The organism is Rhodococcus sp. IEGM 1318, from assembly GCF_033142465.1.
Classification (GTDB): Bacteria; Actinomycetota; Actinomycetes; order Mycobacteriales; family Mycobacteriaceae; genus Rhodococcus_F; species Rhodococcus_F qingshengii_B.
This window is the reverse complement of the sequence record NZ_JAWLSC010000002.1, coordinates 60,645-76,841: the sequence shown is the minus strand read 5'-3', so window position 1 is coordinate 76,841 and position 16,197 is coordinate 60,645. Positions and strand designations below refer to the sequence as shown.

The following is a 16,197-nucleotide window of genomic DNA, read 5'->3' as shown; positions in this document are numbered from 1 at the left end:
ATAGGTGATGGATCACGAACTGGGAAGAGTTGGATGAACCGATTGGCGACTATGTATGTTCGATCGATGAGCAATGTGGTCGAAGACGCGCCTGGTTGGTTCACTCGGGCGCTGGAAGCGCCGGTCGAGACGGGGTCGGTGGAGGTCGAGGGCGCTTCGGTGCACTTTCGGGCTTGGGGGTCGGCGGGGCCGGGAATCGTGCTGATTCACGGCGGCGCAGCCCACAGTCGCTGGTGGGATCACATCGCGCCGCAGTTCTCCGAGGGATGCCGCGTTGTCGCTCTCGACTTGACGGGGCACGGCGACAGTGACACTCGCGACGCCTACGCAATGTCCCAGTGGGCTCGCGAGGTGCTGGCGGCGGCCGAGGCAGGGGGAATCGACGGCAAGCCGATTCTGGTGGGGCACAGCATGGGTGGGATTGTTGCTTTCGTGGCCTCACATCTGCACGGCGAGTTGTTGGACGGCGTTGTCATCATCGATTCTCCACTCAAGGCGCGTACGCCCGAAGAAGAGGCAGCTCGACGCCAGAATGCGTTCGGCCCCAAGAAGGTTTACCGCTCCAGAGAAGATGCGATGGACCGATTCCGCTTCGTACCGCCGCAGGACTCGGGGGTACCCGCAGTGCGTGATCATGTGGCGGCCACGTCGATGGAGGAAGTCGTCGGTGGTTGGTCGTGGAAATTCGATCCGAACTTCTTTCTCCGTGTTGGCGCCGAGGATGTTATGGGCAGCGAACCACGTTGCCGCGTAGCGTATTTCCGGGCCGAGAACGGAATTGTGTCCGACCGGCTCATGGAGCACATGCGCGGATTGTTCGGACCGGAGGCCATCGTGGCGGAGATTCCCGAAGCCGGACATCACGTCATGATCGATCAGCCGTTGCAACTCGTGACCGGGGTGCGAACTGTGTTGAGTGCGTGGGCCGTCACCAATCAAGTGCCAGTAAATCAAGTGGCAGGTAACGTCGAGGAAAGGGTAGAAGCATGAGCACGGAATTGACGCTCGAACCGAAAGTTGAAGCCGCCCTGCAGTTGTGGCACACCATGATCGAAACCGGTGACCTGTCGGCGCTACCGACCATCGTCGCGCCTGACGCGCAGTTCCGATCGCCCACCGGATTCAAGCCGTACCAGTCCGCGGATGCCGTTGTGCTCATTCTCAATACGGTGATCCAGGTGTTCGAGAATTTCGAGTACCACCGTCAGTTCGCCGGAGCCGACGGTCGGCAGGTCGTTCTCGAATTCAGTGCGAACATCGGCGACAAGAGCCTCAAGGGAATCGACATGGTCGAATTCGACGAGGACGGCAAGATCGTCGATTTCGAGGTCATGGTGCGTCCGGCCAGCGGGCTCGCCGCATTGGCTGCCGAGATGGGCCGCAGGCTCGGGCAGACGCTGCCGACCTACAAAGCCTGAACCGAGTCCGGCCAGGGCTCAGTTCGTACTGAATCCGCCGTTGGAGTGAAGGAGTTGTCCCGTAATCCAGCCTCCGGCGTCGGACATCAGAAATCGAACGAGGTCTGCAGTGTCGCCGGGAGTGCCCAGCCGGCCGGCAGGGGTCTGGAGGGTGGCGGCCTGTCTGATCTCCGGTGTCATCCACCCTGTGTCGATCGGTCCTGGGTTGATGACGTTTGCTCTTACGCCACGTGATCCGAGTTCGACTGCGGCTGCGATGACGATGCGGTCGAGTGCGCCCTTGCTGGCCCCGTACGGGAGATTGTGGGCCGCATGGTCGCTGGTGAGCGCGATGATCCGTCCGGTCACCTGACTGGCATCGTGCTGTTGCGGAAGTCGTTCGGCGAACGCTTTGATCAGCAGCCAAGAGGCGCGGGCGTTGACGGCGAAATGTCGTTCCCAGCTCTCGACGGTGGTATCGAGGATGGAGCTGTCGACGCTTTCGCAATGTGAGAGCACCAGCCCGCGAAGGTCGTTCCGCGCTGCGGCTGCGTCAACGAGCTGACCGGCAGCGTCCGGCGAGGCCAGATCTCCGGGAACCAGGTCGACACGGCTCCCGAGTGCGCGACACTTCTCTGCCACGTCCTGTGGATCGTGCGCTCCGCGGACGAATCCGACGCGTTCGTCATAAGGCTCCCAGTAGCCGATCGTCAGATCCCAACCATCCTCGGCGAGACCCAATGCGAGGCTTGCTCCGATCGACTTGCTCCGGCCGACACCGGTGATCAATACGGTCCCGCGCTTGTCAGACACTGCTCGCCTCCCGAGACTTCCTGTAACCGACGCGGGACTTCCGGCAACTGACGCGCACAACTCGAGCGGTCTACCGCGGGTGAGGCCACCTTGGTCGGAAAGACCACTGTAGCGGGCGAGCGGGCGCCGTCGGCCCCTCGACCTGGCAAGAGTCTTGACACGGCGCTGTGCACAGCGTTTGACTGAGATACAAGCTCGAGTTGATTCGCCCGACTGTGTCCCGGGAGGTTGACCTATGCGCGGCAAGGGAATTGCAGGCAAGGCTTTCTCAAACGAGGGCTGTAGACGTCGAGCACGGTCGCACCGGGGGACCATCCCGGTACTGGCTTTGGTTGGGGTGTGCGTACTTTCGTTTGCCATGACTCAGACGGCCGGCGCTCAACCTGTTGCGGAGACTGTCGATACCGGGTTCGTGATCCCCTTTGCCGGGGCACCTGGCTACGAGAGCGTCGCGCCCACGCAGATGATCAGTCCGGATCAGCTCAACCAGCCGCTGGGTCAACAGGTAGCGGACGAGATTGCCGCGCAGATCGGACTCGAACCAGCCGACACTTTGTCCAAGGAGCAGTATCGCGATCTCATCTCCGGCGGTGGGGTCGGGGGCAATCGCGAGGACGCCGAGGTGATCGACGAATGCGCCCGAATATTGACCAATACGAACGGGCGCCCTCTCTACTCCGGCACTACGCCGTCGGTTCTGGCCAGTTACGGGTTGTACGTGAATCCCGACGGATTGTTGCAGAGCCCCGCCAACGCGGATGCGCCGACGCGGCAGGTGAATACGCTGATCGCCCCTGGCGGTTTCGTGGGCACCTGGCTGCGCAACAACGGTGCGACGCACACTCTGATCGCGCTCTACCAGTCGGCATACACGGTGCAAGCGGTCTACGGATTTGCAGCGCAACAGATTTCGGGTGAAGCGCAGCTGGTGACCAACACCAAAGGCGATGTGAGTTCGGAAGTCGGCATGTCGATGGCGCCGCCGCTCTGGATAGTGAACTTCGCTCTGCTCTACATCTTGAAGCCCGCACTGGCGGCAGCGATGCCTGCACACTGGGTTCCCATTCCGCCTGCCGTTGCCGACGCTGTGAAGGCGAGTCCCACCGGCCAAGTCGCGTTCAGTGACTACGCGTCCTATTTCGAGTGATCGGTCTGCCGGACAGCGCTCACGAACTGCTCGATCAAAGCGTGGTCCTTGACGCCGCGGGACGATTCGACGCCGCTGGAGACGTCGACGCCCCAGGCTCCGGTGGCATCCAATGCGTCACGAACATTGTCCGGGGACAGTCCGCCCGCCAGGATCCATTGACCTTGCGGGCGCGATTGCTGTTGGGCCCAGTTCCACGGCACCCCGGATCCGGCGTCCGCGCCGTCGATCAAGAGCTCGTCCTCACCGAGGTCGAGGTTGTAACCGTCGCGGACGTTGCTGGAGACGACCGCGCGGATGACGGTGAGGCCGGCATCGTGCAGTTGCTGCACTTGCTCGGCGTCGACAAGATCGTGAATCTGCACGGTGCGAAGCCCGGTGACCTCGGCGATCTCGCGGATCTGATCGATCGGGTTACCGAGAAAGACTCCGATTGCCCGGACGTGAGCGGGGACTCGTGCGAGTAGCTCGACTGCGAGAGCGGGGTCGACTTTGCGGACGCTCTCGGCGAAGACGAAACCGATGGCGTCGACGCCCAGTCCCACCGTGAGGTCGACCGTGTCAACGTCGCGTAGGCCACAGACCTTGATGAATGTCACCTGATACAGAGTACTAGTGTCGTCGTCTAGCCTCGTGCGTGCGACATTTCTACGTGCGAGAGGCTTGACGTGGACTGGCTCTACCGAATCAGTTTGATCTCGGGACCGCTGCCGGTGATCCTGACTGTCCTTGGGGTTCTGGGTGGTGTGTGGCTGCTCGGTTCGAACGTGCGTTGGTACTACCGCAGAGCGGTGCCGATCGCGGGGCTGATCGCACTGGTGATCATGATCGCCGTGTGGATCACCGTCGAAAAGGTGATCGTGCCGTTCCCCGATCCCATCGAGATGTCGATTTACGTGTGGATCGGTCTCGGTATCTACGCGCTGCTACTTCTCGGGCCGCGAATCAAGGCGGGCGGAACCGTCGCGAAGGCGGTGCTGTCCGTGATTGCGACCGTACTGGTCATCGTCACCGCCGCGACGCAGATCAATCTGGTTTTCGCCGCGTATCCGACTGTGGGAATTGCGTTCGGACACGACGATTTCGACCGCATCTCACTCAGTGAAGTTCCCGGTCCGACGGATCCTGTTGTCACCGGCGACCCCACCGACACGGTGTGGAAAGCGCCGGAGGGCATGCCGATTCGCGGACGAGTCACGACTTTGCCTGTACCCGGAACGATTTCAGGATTCTCCGCGCGCGACGCCCAGGTGTATCTGCCGCCGTCGTACTTCACCAATCCGCGCCCGCTTCTTCCCGTGCTCGTGCTCATGGCAGGTCAGCCTGGCAAGCCCGAGGACTGGCTCCAAGGCGGAAAGCTGACCGCGACAATGGATTCTTTCGCGCGCGATCACGCCGGGCTCGCTCCGGTCGTCGTGATAGCCGATGGAACAGGGTCGCAGATGGCCAATCCGCTGTGCACCGACTCGTCACAGGGCAAGGTCGGCACGTATCTGGCAAAGGACTTGCCCGCTGCGGTGGCGAATGCGTTCCAGATCGACACGAGTCCGCGAGCGTGGGCAATCGGTGGGCTCTCCTACGGTGGCACCTGCTCACTGCAGATGGCGACCAATTACCCCGAGGTGTACCCGACCTTCCTCGATCTGTCCGGTCAGTTGGAGCCTTCGCTCGGTGACCGACAGCGAACCGTCGACGAGATCTTCGGCGGCGACGAAGCAGCGTTCGTGAAGGTGAATCCGATGGACCTGCTGGCGACCCGCAAGTTCCCGAACTCGGGCGGAGTGTTTGTCGTCGGAACAGATGACAACGAGTTCAAGCCCGGCCAGCAGAAGGTGTACGAAGCGGCCAAAGCGGCCGGAATGGACGCCAGGTATCTCGAGCTTCCCGGTGGTCACAGCTTTTCGGTGTGGTCCGCGGGCGTCGAACAGGAACTGGCGTGGATCTCGCAGCGAATGGGACTGATCAGCTGAATCCTGTTCCGGTTTTGGAACGTGTTCTATATTCGGTGTGTGACTGCCGTTCGGCAGTCTCTCGATCGTTCACCGACTGGAGTTCAGGCACATGTACGAGTGGTCCGACACCGACCTGATGTTCCGCGACGCCTTGCGGGGCTTTATCGACAAAGAGGTGCGACCTCACGTCGACGAGCTCGAAAGTGGTGCGCTGCCGCCGTTCGACATCATCCGCAAGCTGTACTCGACCTTCGGTCTGGCCGACATGGCACGCGAGGGTCTCGAGAAGTCGCTGGCACGTGAGCGTGGCGATGCACCCTCCAGTGGCGGTGAGAAGTCGAGCGCATTCAGCGGCGCAGGCAGCATGGGCGTTGTGCTCAACAGTGAATTGGCCGGAGTCAGCCTCGGTCTCGTCGCGTCGTTGGGCGTCAGCCTCGGATTGGCCGCCGGAACTATCCGCAGCCGCGGCACACTCGCGCAGAAGGAACGCTGGCTCCCCGGCCTGGTGACATTCGAGACCGTCGGCGCCTGGGCGATCACCGAACCGGACTCCGGCTCGGATGCCTTCGGCGGCATGAAGTCCTACGTACGCCGCGACGGCGACGACTACATTCTCAACGGCAACAAGACCTTCATCACCAACGGTCCGTACGCCGACGTGATGATCGTGTACGCAAAGCTCGACGAGGGCGATGCGTCGGTTGATCGTCGCGATCGCAAGGTGCTCGCCTTCATCCTCGACAAGGGCATGGAGGGTCTCACCCAGAGCCCGCCGTTCAAGAAGATGGGCATGAACTCCTCACCCACCGGTGAGCTGTTCTTCGACAACGTCCGCATCACCAAGGACCGTCTGCTCGGCGAGACCGAGGACAGCGGAAAGTCGGACGGAAAGTCCAGCGCCAAGGAGAGCTTTGCCGCCGAACGCATCGGCATCGCGTCCCTGTCTCTCGGCATCATCAACGAATGCCACCGTCTGAGTATCGAATACGCGAAGTCCCGCAAACTGTGGGGACGCGAGATCGGGCAGTTCCAGCTCATCCAGCTCAAGCTGGCCGAGATGGAGGTCGCTCGAATCAACGTGCAGAACATGGTCTTCAACGCGATCGAACGCACCGCGGCCGGAGACAAAGTGAGCCTGGCGGAGGCGTCGGCGATGAAGCTGTACTCCTCGCGCGCAGCGACCGAGGTAGCAATGGAAGCCGTGCAGCTGTTCGGTGGAAACGGCTACATGGCCGAGTACCGAGTCGAGCAATTGGCGCGTGATGCCAAGTCGCTCATGATCTATGCGGGCAGCAACGAAATTCAGGTCACCCACATCGCCAAGGGTCTCCTGGGCTGACACGGGTACGTTTTCGCTTGTCGGTCGATCGCAGCAGGAACCAGATAGTCTTGCTGCGGTCGGCGACACCGCGCCGACGGATCGGAGTTGGTAATGGACGCGTCAGATCCCACTGCGTCAGATTTCGCTGCGCCGGATCACACTGCGCCGGATTCCACCCTTGTTCATCCGATGGCCGGGCAACCGCGAGTGGTGTTGCTGAGGCCGTTGATCGACAACCCGTTGATCGAGGTAGGGGAGTACACGTACTACGACGATCCGGAGTTCGCCGAAGAGTTCGAGACTCGAAACGTGTTGCACCACTACGGTCCCGACAAACTGGTGATCGGAAAGTTCTGCGCGCTGGCAACCGGCGTCACCTTCATCATGAACGGCGCAAATCATCGTATGAACGGTGTCTCCACCTACCCGTTCCCGATCATGGGCGGCGATTGGGCCAGGCACATGGATTTGGTGCAGGATCTGCCGTCGCGCGGTGACACCGTCGTGGGGAACGACGTGTGGTTCGGCGGGAACGTGACAGTCATGCCCGGTGTCCGGATCGGCCACGGGTCGATCGTGTCCACCGGCGCAGTCGTAACACGCGACGTCCCGGACTACGCAATTGTCGGCGGCAACCCGGCAATGGAGATCAAGCGCCGATTCAGTGCTGAAGACATCGAGAAGTTGGTGCGAATTGCGTGGTGGGACTGGCCGATCGAGAAGATCACCCGCCACGTCCGGTTGATCTCGGACGGGAGCGTCGCGGAACTCGAAGCGGTTGAGTGATCTACCGATCTGCTAGTTCGATCGAGTGAGCGAGTAGCTCTGGACATGAAGCAGGGCGGCCGTGAGAAGGCCGACGGCAAGACCTGTTGCGGTGAAGGTGATCAGGTTCGGCTCGAGGTCGAAGTGGATAACGGCCGATGCCGGGTAGGGGTTCTGCGGGTCGCGCGGTTCGGGAAGGACCACCGAATAGAAGGTGGGCGGCCAGATTTTTCCGACAACGGCAACCGCGAGTCCGTAGGCTGCGCCGAAAGCTGAAAGTGCAAGCGGAAGAGCAAATTTTCTACCGTGCGCGTCACTGGCCAGTCGCCATCCCGTCGCGTTCAGTATCGCCGAGACGACAACGGCGACAGCCGTTCCGACTATCAGGAACCATGCAGTTGCGGGGAACCAGTGTGGGGCGTCGACGTAGCTGTAGCCGTCGACAACCCACATGTATCCGGTCTTGCCGTCCTCCATCGGCGGTGGTGGTGGAGGCTGGATGCCGATATGTTCTGTTCGCATAGATGTCGTGGCAAATCGCCAGGCGAGCACTCCAAGGCAGCTCAACAGCAATCCGGTCGTGAAGAAAACGGCGAAGAGTGGTTCTGCAACGCGGTTGCGAAGCGTCGTGAGTCGCATTCGAGGATCGTCTCATCTCGGCCCGAGATTGCGAGTCTTTTGTCGGTGGCTTGCATTAGCTTGTGCGCATGACTCTCACACTCGGCATGATCACCTTCGACAGTCTCGATCCCGGTCCGCTTGCAACGTGGTGGGCAGCGCAGTTGGGCGGAAACATCGTCGAGGAGAACGACGGTTGGTTCTACATCGTCGCGGTCCCGGACAGCGCCACCAACTTCGCTTTCCAGAAGGTCTCGGATCCCACGGCAGGGAAGAATCGCATCCATCTCGATCTGGGGAGTCCGGATCTCGACGCCGAGGTGGCGCGGCTCGTCGAGGCCGGAGCAACCGAGCACCACCGCGAGAACATGGACGGTTTCCGTTGGGTGACGCTCCTCGATCCTGATGGGAACCAGTTCTGCGTGTCCGGTCCTCACGCCTGAGCTGACAGGTTCTGAGCTCACCCGATTCGTGCCCACTGATTTCGTGCCCACTGATTTCGCGGACACCGATTCGGGCATGATGAGGGGCATGACTTCTCAGACTCCTCGGACCGGGGCCGACGCAGACGGCCTGTGCAGCTTCGTCGATTCGTCACCGTCACCGTTCCATGTGTGCGCGACGGTGGCGACCGAGCTGACGGCCGGTGGGTTCGTCGAAGTCCACGAAACGCAGTCGTGGCCCGCCGAGCCCGGACGGTACTTCCTCGTGCGGGGTGGTTCGCTGATTGCCTGGAGCACCGAGGGCGTGGGAAACACCGCTCCGTTCCGGATCGTCGGAGGTCACACCGACAGCCCGAATCTGCGGGTCAAACAGCATCCCGACCTCACTTCGGCCGGGTGGCAGATGGTGGGCCTCGAACCGTATGGCGGTACGTGGCTGAACTCCTGGCTCGACCGCGATCTCGGTATCTCCGGCCGTTTGAGTGTCCGGGTGGGAAACACTGTGGAGCAGAAGCTGGTTCGCATCGACGACCCGATTCTGCGTGTTCCGCAGCTGGCTATCCACCTGTCCGAAGATCGCAAGGGCGTGACTCTGGATCCGCAGCGGCACGTCAACGGAATCTGGGGCGTGGGTTCGAAACCCAAGTCGTTCACCGGATTTGTCGCCGAGCGTGCGGGTGTAGCCGCGTCGTCGGTTCTCGGCTGGGAATTGATGACACACGATCTTGCGCCCAGCTCAGTCGTGGGGGTGGACAAGGAATTGGTCAGCGCCCCTCGGCTGGACAATCAGGGCACGTGTTATGCAGGGACACAAGCACTTCTGGCCGCAGTCGAGTCGCCCGGTCAGCAGGTCCCGGTGCTCGCACTCTTCGATCATGAAGAGGTCGGCAGCATGTCCGACCGTGGAGCTTTCTCAGATCTGCTGAACACCGTGCTCGAACGGATCGTGTTGGGGCGCGGTGGTGGCCGCGAAGAATTCCTGCAGGCGATGGCGGGCTCGGTGTGCGCGTCGGGCGATATGGCTCACGCGACGCACCCCAACTACCCGGACCGCCATGAGCCCGCTCATCGGATCGAGATCAACGGTGGGCCGGTACTCAAGGTGAACCAGAACCTGCGATACGCCACCGATGCAGCAGGTGCAGGCGAATTCGCGCTGGCGTGCGATCAGGCAGGAGTGCCTATGCAGCGCTACGTCCACCGCGCCGATCTGCCGTGCGGCTCCACCATCGGACCGATCACGGCATCACGCACCGGACTGTCCACCGTAGATGTGGGCGCGCCTCAGCTCGCCATGCACTCGGCGCGCGAGCTGATGGGGGCGGCAGATGTCCGCATGTATGCCGACGCGCTTGGTGCCTTCCTCACGCCGCGTAGTTAGAGGGCGCGTAGTTAAGGTGCTGGGAGCTCAGTGGGCGCAGCCGGTAGATCCTCGAAGAAGTCGGCGCTCGGTGTGAAGAACATCGAGCCCGTCACGGCCGTCGAGAAGTCGAGCAGACGGTCGTAATTCCCCTGAGGGTTGCCGAGAAACATGTTCTCGAGCATCCGTTCGGTGATCGCCGGTGTGCGGCAGTAGCCGATGAAGAAGGTGCCGATCTCGTCGTCGCCGAGGCGTCCATACGGCATGTTGGCACGCAGGATCTCGAGAGCCTTGCCGTTCTCGTCCTTGATTGCGTTGAGGGCGACGTGCGAGTTGGCAGGCTTCACGTCGGACGTCATCTCGATGTCCTCGAGTTTGCTGCGTCCGATCACACGCTCCTGCTCGTCGACGGTGATTGCTTCCCAGTCCCGCATCTTGTGGATGTATCGCTGGATGTGGACGTAGCTGCCGCCGGCGAACTCGGGATCCTCGTCGCCGACCGTCACCGCGGCGACGGCGTCGCGGCCCACCGGATTCTCGGTGCCGTCGACGAAGCCGATGAGGTCGCGGTTCTCGAAATATTGGAAGCCGTGAACTTCGTCGACGACGGTGGCCGCGCCTTGCAGTCGCTTCGTGATCTGCCGAGCCACCTCGAAACACGCGTCCATGCTCATTGCGCGGATGTGGAAGAGCAGATCGCCGGGAGTCGACGGCGCCGAGTGAACGTCACCCTGTAGAGCGGCGAACGGGTGCAGTAGCGCGGGGCGCGGACCGGCGAACAGTCGATCCCAGACCGACGATCCGATGCTTGTCACCACATCCAAACCTGATCCGGGGACGCGCAGCCCCACGGCGCGCTGCAGACCCGCGACGTCGGCGAGTAGTTCTCGTGTGGTGTTCTCGCCACCCGGATTTACGGTCGCGACCAGGAAAATTGCAGCCGGAGTGAGGGGAGTGGTCACCGACTGCGACTGTGCCGTGAGGTCGGACTGACGAACATCCTGGGGCATGCGAGGCCTTTCGAGGGAGAGAGTGGGCCGGCCTGACCTTAAGAAAACCGACCGGATTACCCAAACCGGGGCGGGTGTGACCGGCGATACTTCGCAGGCCCGGAGGTGTTGCGGGTGCTGCCGTCTGCGGAAGTCGTCGGCCCACACCGATAGACTGTCCTCCGGCACGTTCTTTCGTTGGGCACATTCGTGGTGTCCTGCTCCGCGCCGGCTTGCCTCTTGACTCCCGTAGGGAAGGGACCACTCTCCAGTGTCTGCTCACCAGGTCGATACCGTCACGCACGCATCGGCTGATCCCGATGCCGCTCAGCCGTTCAAGGAGCTCGGTCTCAAGGACGACGAATACGCACGCATCAAGGAGATCCTGGGCCGCCGTCCCACGGACGCCGAACTGGCGATGTACTCGGTGATGTGGAGCGAGCACTGCTCGTACAAGTCATCCAAGGTCCACCTCGGATACTTCGGCAAGACCACCACCGACGAGATGCGCGCCAACATGCTGGCCGGTATCGGTGAGAACGCCGGCGTCGTCGACATCGGCGACGGTTGGGCAGTCACGTTCAAGGTCGAGAGCCACAACCACCCGTCGTACGTCGAGCCCTACCAGGGTGCGGCCACCGGAGTCGGCGGCATCGTCCGCGACATCATGGCCATGGGTGCGCGCCCGATCGCCGTCATGGATCAGCTGCGTTTCGGCGCTGCTGACGCCCCCGACACTCGTCGCGTCGTCGACGGTGTCGTGCGCGGTGTCGGTGGATACGGAAACTCCCTCGGCCTGCCGAACATCGGCGGCGAGACGGTCTTCGACGAGTCCTACGCAGGCAACCCGCTGGTCAACGCCCTCGCTGCCGGTGTCATGCGCGTCGAGGATCTGCACCTGGCCTTCGCTTCGGGCGCAGGCAACAAGATCATCCTGTTCGGAGCACGCACCGGTCTCGACGGAATCGGCGGCGTTTCGGTCCTCGCGTCGGCAACCTTCGACGACGAGAGTGGAGACACCGGCGGACGTAAGAAGCTGCCCGCGGTTCAGGTCGGCGACCCCTTCACAGAGAAGGTACTCATCGAGTGCTGTCTCGACCTCTACAAGGCCGGCCTCGTTGTCGGTATTCAGGACCTCGGCGGCGCCGGGCTGTCCTGCGCAACCTCCGAGCTGGCTGCAGCCGGCGACGGCGGCATGCACATCAACCTCGAGAAGGTTCCGATGCGCGCCACCGGCATGACCCCGGCCGAGGTGCTCTCGAGCGAATCGCAGGAGCGCATGTGCGCCGTGGTCACGCCCGAGAACGTCGATGCGTTCATGGAGGTCTGCAAGAAGTGGGACGTCCTGGCCACCGACATCGGCGAGGTCACCGACGGCGAGCACCTCACCATCTCCTGGCACGGCGAGACCGTCGTCGATGTTCCCCCGCGCACCGTCGCTCACGAAGGCCCGGTCTACAACCGTCCCGTCGAGCGCCCGGCAAGCCAGGACGCGTTGATCGCGAACACGACCGCCGGACTGAAGCGTCCCGAAACCGACGCCGAGCTCGAAGCGACCCTGCTGAAGATGATCGCCTCGCCTGCCCTGTGCAGCCGCAAGTGGATCACCGAGCAGTACGACCGCTACGTCCGCGGTAACACCGTCCTGGCCGAGAACGCCGACGGCGGTGTCATCCGCATCGACGAGAAGACCGGACGCGGAATCGCACTGTCCACCGACGCTTCGGGCCGCTACACCGCGCTCGATCCGTACACCGGTGCCCAGCTCGCGTTGGCCGAGGCTTTCCGCAACGTGGCAGTCACGGGCGCAACGCCCAAGGCCGTCTCCAACTGCCTCAACTTCGGTTCACCCGAGGATCCGGGTGTCATGTGGCAGTTCCAGCAGGCTGTTCGCGGCCTCGCCGACGGCTGTGCCACCCTCGGCATCCCCGTCACCGGCGGCAACGTCAGCTTCTACAACCAGACCGGATCCACGGCAATCCTGCCGACGCCGGTGGTTGCCGTCCTCGGTGTGATCGACGACGTTCACCGCCGCATCCCGACGGGCCTCGGACTTGAACCCGGCGAGACGCTGATCCTGCTCGGCGACACCCACGACGAGTTCGACGGTTCCATCTGGTCGCAGGTCGAGCACGGTCATCTCGGTGGCGTGCCGCCGAAGGTCGACCTCGCCCGTGAGCAGTTGCTCGCGGACATCCTGCTCGCCTCCTCGCGTGACGGACTGGTCACCGCAGCCCACGACCTCTCCGAGGGCGGATTGGCCCAGGCCGTCGTCGAAGCCGCGCTGGCCGGCGAAACCGGTTGCCGCATCCTGATTCCCGAAGGCGCCAATCCGTTCGTCACTCTGTTCTCGGAATCGTCGGGACGCGTCCTCGTTGCAGTTCCGCGCACGGAAGAAACACGCTTCACAGGTATGTGCACCGCCCGCGGCTTGCCGTGGACGCGTATCGGAGTCGTCGATGAGGGCAGTGATTCCGTCGAGGTCCAGGGACACTTCTCCGTCACGATGGCCAAGCTCCGTGAGGCTTTCGAGGGAACGCTGCCCGCTCTGTTCGGGTGATAGATGGTCGATTCCGGAGAACTGACTTCTTCTGACAGCCAGCCGCAGGAACACCACCTGCGGCTGGCTGTTCCCGCATCTCTCGAGAAGCTCGACAACCGCTTCACCGAGTGGGCGTGGGGTCTCCTCAAACTCGACTTCACCGGCATCGCGTTTGCCGCGTTCTTCTTCTGCTGGTCGTTGACCCCTTCGCTGTTGCCGCGAGATTGGCTGTTCCAAGGTCTGATCGGCGGCATCAACTCGGCCATCGGCTACGGGGTCGGTACCGCAATCGGTTGGGCTGTCGAGCGATACCTGCTCAGCGGGCGACGGTGGTGGCCACTGCCCGAACCGGTGCCGTCCGCGATCAAAGTCTTCGTTCCGGTCGCGTCCATCGTCGCGGCGATCATCATGCTGGTCTACGCGGCCGGGTGGCAACGCGAAATCGCGGCACTGACCGATGCCGAAGGCACGACCACCTCGGGCTACATCCGAACACTCGGACTGAGTCTTCTCATCGGCGGTCTGCTCATCTCGATCTGGCGGGTCCTGCACGATCTGGTGAAACTGATTGCCCGACAGCTGATGCGGCGGTTCCACTGGTCGCGGTCGGTGGCCAACGGTGTCGGCGTCCTGGTTGTCACCGTTCTGTTCTTCATGCTGGTCGACGGCGTCCTGGTCCGCGGAATCTACGCAGCGACCAACTCGATCTTCAGTCTGCAGAACTCGACTACTCGCGACGGCGTCGTCGAACCGCAGGATCCGATGAAATCGGGTAGCCCCGAATCTGCTGCTCCCTGGGACACATTGGGGTTCGAGGGACGGAACTTCGTCTCACGCGGACTCGACGCGCAGGAACTCGAAGCGGCAACCGGTAAGCCTGCGATGGATCCGATTCGCGTGTACACCGGCCTCGAAAGCGCCGAAGACCCCGAAGAGCGCATGGATCTGGTCGTCAAAGAACTGGAGAGGACCGGCGCATTCCAGCGCAAGGTTCTCGTGGTCATTCCGACGACGGGTACGGGGTGGGTCAATCCCACTGCGGCGCAGGCAATCGAACTTGTACATGACGGTGACACTGCGCTTGTCGCCAGCCAGTACTCGTACCTGCCGAGTTGGATCTCGTTCCTCGCAGACCAGGAGAAGGCGCAAGCTGCCGGTCGCCTGTTGATCGAGCGGGTACACGAAAGATGGCTTCAGGAACCGGAAGCCACCAGGCCGAAGTTCATGGTCTACGGCGAGAGCCTCGGCGTCATGGCAGGCGCCGGGGCGTTCGACACACTGCAAGCGGCGCGCGATACCGCCGACGGAATTCTGTGGGTGGGCCCGCCGAACGCGACGCAGTTGTGGCGTTCGATCGAGAAGAGACGCGATCCCGGCACTCCCGAAGTAGCTCCCGTATACGCGGACGGCTTGGCCGGCGTGCGGTTCGCGGATCGCTCCGAAGACATTCCGACCGACGGGATGACGTGGCCGCAGCCTCGAGTTCTGTTTGTCCAGCACCCTTCCGATCCAGTGGTGTGGTGGTCACCCGACCTCATGTTCAATCGGCCTGAGTGGCTCAAGGAAGTACCCGGTTTCGACCGCTCGCCGTCGATGAAATGGTTCCCGGTCGTGACGTTCTGGCAGGTGTCCGCAGACCTCGGTAACGCCGCGGGAGTTCCCGACGGTCACGGTCACAATTACGGAACCTCCGTTCTGGACGCCTGGATCAGCGTCGCCCAGCCCGAGGGATGGACGGCCGCAGAAACAGAGCGAGTGCGGTCGGCATTGGTTGTCGCCGTGAAATCAGAGGGCCCCGAGAAGTGAGGGGAGTCGCCTCGATCGCGCTTTCCGCTACCGCGATCACCTGGAGCAACGTCGTGCTTCCGGCGTTCGGTCTTTCGCCTCGCGCTCGCGCCGTGGTCAACACCGCGGCCGGTCTGTCGGCCATCGGAGTCCTACTCGCACGTGGTTACACCCGCGAGGAACTCGGTTTGGCGCACACCGGCATTCGTGGTGGTGCTCAGTTCGGCGGAGCCGCGGCCGGCGCAGTACTTACGGGTTACAGCGTCGCTTTGGCCGTTCCCTCCTTGCGCGCGACTCTCGCTGCCGACGAGCGAGCAGACGGCCGCGAAGATTTCCTCGAATGGATCGTCCTGCACATCCCGTTCGGCACGGTGCTCTCCGAGGAACTGTTGTTCCGCAGCGCGATGTCCGCAGTCTGGAACCGCGAATTGAACAGACCGACCGCGCAGGCCGTTCATGCAGTGACCTTCGGGCTGTGGCACGTCGCCCCCGCCCGCGGCGCCGGCGACAACGTTCCCGCAGCAGTGGCATTCACCGGTGCGTCGGCATTGCTGTTCGAGTGGCTGCACCGCCGGGGCGGCAGCGTGCTTGCCCCCGCCCTGCTGCACCTGGCCACGAATGCTGGTGGCGCACTTGCCGTTCGTATCGCTACTCGCAGACATGGAGTGAACTGATGCCGCCCCGCCGCGCCGTCGACCCCGCCGAATTTCGAGCCGCCGTCCTGGCCGTCGGCCCGTGGCTTCGCGATCCGGAACTTCCGAAGCCTTCCCGCAGTGAACTCGGTGCGGCAGTGAAGATGAGTGCGCGCACTCTCGAACAGATTGCCCCTGGATCGAGCGTCGAGGTACGGGTGCCGCCGTTTGTTGCCGTGCAATGCATCGAAGGTCCGCGTCACACCCGCGGAACCCCGCCCAACGTCGTCGAGACGGACGCTCGGACCTGGTTGCAGATGGTCACCGGACTCCTCGAGTTTTCCGAGGCCGCAGGTGACGGACGAGTCGACGCCTCAGGTAGCCGCGCCCCCGAAATTGCGCACTGGCTCCCACTGCTCCGGTTGGCGTAGTG

16 protein-coding genes are annotated in these 16,197 nt (G+C 62.9%); 12 read left to right on the top strand and 4 right to left on the bottom strand.

From position 1 onward, the window contains the following. Window positions 1-66 precede the first annotated feature (66 nt). Window positions 67-990, top strand: coding sequence for an alpha/beta hydrolase (locus R4P65_RS04560; protein ID WP_317825604.1), 924 nt, complete (start codon window positions 67-69; stop codon window positions 988-990). After that, window positions 987-1,418, top strand: coding sequence for a nuclear transport factor 2 family protein (locus R4P65_RS04555; protein WP_317825603.1), 432 nt, complete (start codon window positions 987-989; stop codon window positions 1,416-1,418). Before R4P65_RS04560 ends, R4P65_RS04555 begins: the two co-directional genes overlap by 4 nt. An 18-nt stretch (window positions 1,419-1,436) precedes the next feature. Here the strand turns inward: R4P65_RS04555 and R4P65_RS04550 are convergent, their stop codons facing one another. Further along, a complete protein-coding gene (locus R4P65_RS04550) occupies window positions 1,437-2,210 on the bottom strand; it encodes an SDR family oxidoreductase (RefSeq protein WP_317825602.1) in 774 nt (257 codons plus the stop codon). 235 nt (window positions 2,211-2,445) lie between these two features. On the opposite strand from R4P65_RS04550, the gene R4P65_RS04545 reads away from it, so the two are divergent. Next, entirely contained in the window at window positions 2,446-3,357 is a 912-nt protein-coding gene (locus R4P65_RS04545; RefSeq protein WP_317825601.1) for a hypothetical protein, read from the top strand. Here R4P65_RS04545 and R4P65_RS04540 read toward each other — a convergent pair. Continuing rightward, entirely contained in the window at window positions 3,345-3,956 is a 612-nt protein-coding gene (locus R4P65_RS04540; protein ID WP_317825600.1) for a phosphoribosylanthranilate isomerase, read from the bottom strand. The two genes, R4P65_RS04545 and R4P65_RS04540, sit on opposite strands and share 13 nt — an antisense overlap. A 69-nt stretch (window positions 3,957-4,025) precedes the next feature. Here R4P65_RS04540 and R4P65_RS04535 point away from each other — a divergent pair, with 69 nt between their 5' ends. The 3 genes from R4P65_RS04535 (at window position 4,026) to R4P65_RS04525 (ending at window position 7,416) form a co-directional block, all read left to right on the top strand. Continuing rightward, the gene (locus tag R4P65_RS04535; RefSeq protein WP_317825599.1) at window positions 4,026-5,327 is read left to right on the top strand and encodes an alpha/beta hydrolase; all 1,302 of its coding nucleotides are present in this window, start codon (window positions 4,026-4,028) and stop codon (window positions 5,325-5,327) included. Between the two features lie 91 nt (window positions 5,328-5,418). After that, complete coding sequence (locus R4P65_RS04530; RefSeq protein WP_317825598.1) at window positions 5,419-6,648, top strand: acyl-CoA dehydrogenase family protein; 1,230 nt, start codon at window positions 5,419-5,421, stop codon at window positions 6,646-6,648. A 93-nt stretch (window positions 6,649-6,741) separates the two neighbouring features. Continuing rightward, window positions 6,742-7,416, top strand: coding sequence for a CatB-related O-acetyltransferase (locus R4P65_RS04525; protein WP_411742511.1), 675 nt, complete (start codon window positions 6,742-6,744; stop codon window positions 7,414-7,416). A gap of 12 nt (window positions 7,417-7,428) precedes the next feature. Here R4P65_RS04525 and R4P65_RS04520 read toward each other — a convergent pair whose 3' ends face one another. Then, a complete protein-coding gene (locus R4P65_RS04520) occupies window positions 7,429-8,034 on the bottom strand; it encodes a hypothetical protein (RefSeq protein ID WP_317825597.1) in 606 nt (201 codons plus the stop codon). A gap of 68 nt (window positions 8,035-8,102) precedes the next feature. On the opposite strand from R4P65_RS04520, the gene R4P65_RS04515 reads away from it, so the two are divergent. Both R4P65_RS04515 and R4P65_RS04510 read left to right on the top strand, forming a co-directional pair. Continuing rightward, window positions 8,103-8,456 (top strand): VOC family protein, encoded by a 354-nt coding sequence (locus tag R4P65_RS04515; RefSeq protein WP_317825596.1) that lies wholly within the window; start codon window positions 8,103-8,105, stop codon window positions 8,454-8,456. Between the two features lie 88 nt (window positions 8,457-8,544). After that, window positions 8,545-9,837 (top strand): M18 family aminopeptidase, encoded by a 1,293-nt coding sequence (locus tag R4P65_RS04510; protein WP_317825595.1) that lies wholly within the window; start codon window positions 8,545-8,547, stop codon window positions 9,835-9,837. Between the two features lie 11 nt (window positions 9,838-9,848). Here the strand turns inward: R4P65_RS04510 and R4P65_RS04505 are convergent, their stop codons facing one another. Further along, window positions 9,849-10,826 carry a Dyp-type peroxidase gene (locus tag R4P65_RS04505; RefSeq protein WP_317825594.1) on the bottom strand — a complete coding sequence of 326 codons (978 nt, stop codon included), beginning with the start codon at window positions 10,824-10,826 and terminating at the stop codon, window positions 9,849-9,851. Between the two features lie 250 nt (window positions 10,827-11,076). Here R4P65_RS04505 and purL point away from each other — a divergent pair, with 250 nt between their 5' ends. From purL to R4P65_RS04485, 4 genes are read left to right on the top strand one after another with little or no spacing between them, the layout of a single operon-like run. Further along, window positions 11,077-13,365: a phosphoribosylformylglycinamidine synthase subunit PurL gene (gene purL / locus R4P65_RS04500; protein ID WP_317825593.1), complete on the top strand. Its 2,289-nt coding sequence runs from the start codon at window positions 11,077-11,079 to the stop codon at window positions 13,363-13,365. 3 nt (window positions 13,366-13,368) lie between these two features. Next, on the top strand, window positions 13,369-15,153 hold the full coding sequence (locus R4P65_RS04495; RefSeq protein ID WP_317825592.1) for an alpha/beta hydrolase: 1,785 nt from the start codon (window positions 13,369-13,371) through the stop codon (window positions 15,151-15,153). Further along, window positions 15,150-15,806, top strand: coding sequence for a CPBP family intramembrane glutamic endopeptidase (locus R4P65_RS04490; protein WP_317825591.1), 657 nt, complete (start codon window positions 15,150-15,152; stop codon window positions 15,804-15,806). Before R4P65_RS04495 ends, R4P65_RS04490 begins: the two co-directional genes overlap by 4 nt. Further along, complete coding sequence (locus tag R4P65_RS04485) at window positions 15,806-16,195, top strand: sterol carrier family protein (RefSeq protein WP_214883455.1); 390 nt, start codon at window positions 15,806-15,808, stop codon at window positions 16,193-16,195. Before R4P65_RS04490 ends, R4P65_RS04485 begins: the two co-directional genes overlap by 1 nt. Window positions 16,196-16,197: the final 2 nt, after the last annotated feature.

Excerpts from the sequence above, each read along its gene's own strand:
- R4P65_RS04560 (WP_317825604.1), top strand. The coding sequence starts at position 67 with ATGAGCAATGTGGTCGAAGACGCGCCTGGTTGGTTCACTCGGGCGCTG.
- R4P65_RS04555 (WP_317825603.1), top strand. The coding sequence starts at position 987 with ATGAGCACGGAATTGACGCTCGAACCGAAAGTTGAAGCCGCCCTGCAG.
- R4P65_RS04545 (WP_317825601.1), top strand. The coding sequence starts at position 2,446 with ATGCGCGGCAAGGGAATTGCAGGCAAGGCTTTCTCAAACGAGGGCTGT.
- R4P65_RS04530 (WP_317825598.1), top strand. The coding sequence starts at position 5,419 with ATGTACGAGTGGTCCGACACCGACCTGATGTTCCGCGACGCCTTGCGG.
- R4P65_RS04525 (WP_411742511.1), top strand. The coding sequence starts at position 6,742 with ATGGACGCGTCAGATCCCACTGCGTCAGATTTCGCTGCGCCGGATCAC.
- R4P65_RS04520 (WP_317825597.1), bottom strand. The coding sequence starts at position 8,034 with ATGCGACTCACGACGCTTCGCAACCGCGTTGCAGAACCACTCTTCGCC.
- R4P65_RS04515 (WP_317825596.1), top strand. The coding sequence starts at position 8,103 with ATGACTCTCACACTCGGCATGATCACCTTCGACAGTCTCGATCCCGGT.
- R4P65_RS04510 (WP_317825595.1), top strand. The coding sequence starts at position 8,545 with ATGACTTCTCAGACTCCTCGGACCGGGGCCGACGCAGACGGCCTGTGC.
- R4P65_RS04505 (WP_317825594.1), bottom strand. The coding sequence starts at position 10,826 with ATGCCCCAGGATGTTCGTCAGTCCGACCTCACGGCACAGTCGCAGTCG.
- R4P65_RS04495 (WP_317825592.1), top strand. The coding sequence starts at position 13,369 with ATGGTCGATTCCGGAGAACTGACTTCTTCTGACAGCCAGCCGCAGGAA.
- R4P65_RS04485 (WP_214883455.1), top strand. The coding sequence starts at position 15,806 with ATGCCGCCCCGCCGCGCCGTCGACCCCGCCGAATTTCGAGCCGCCGTC.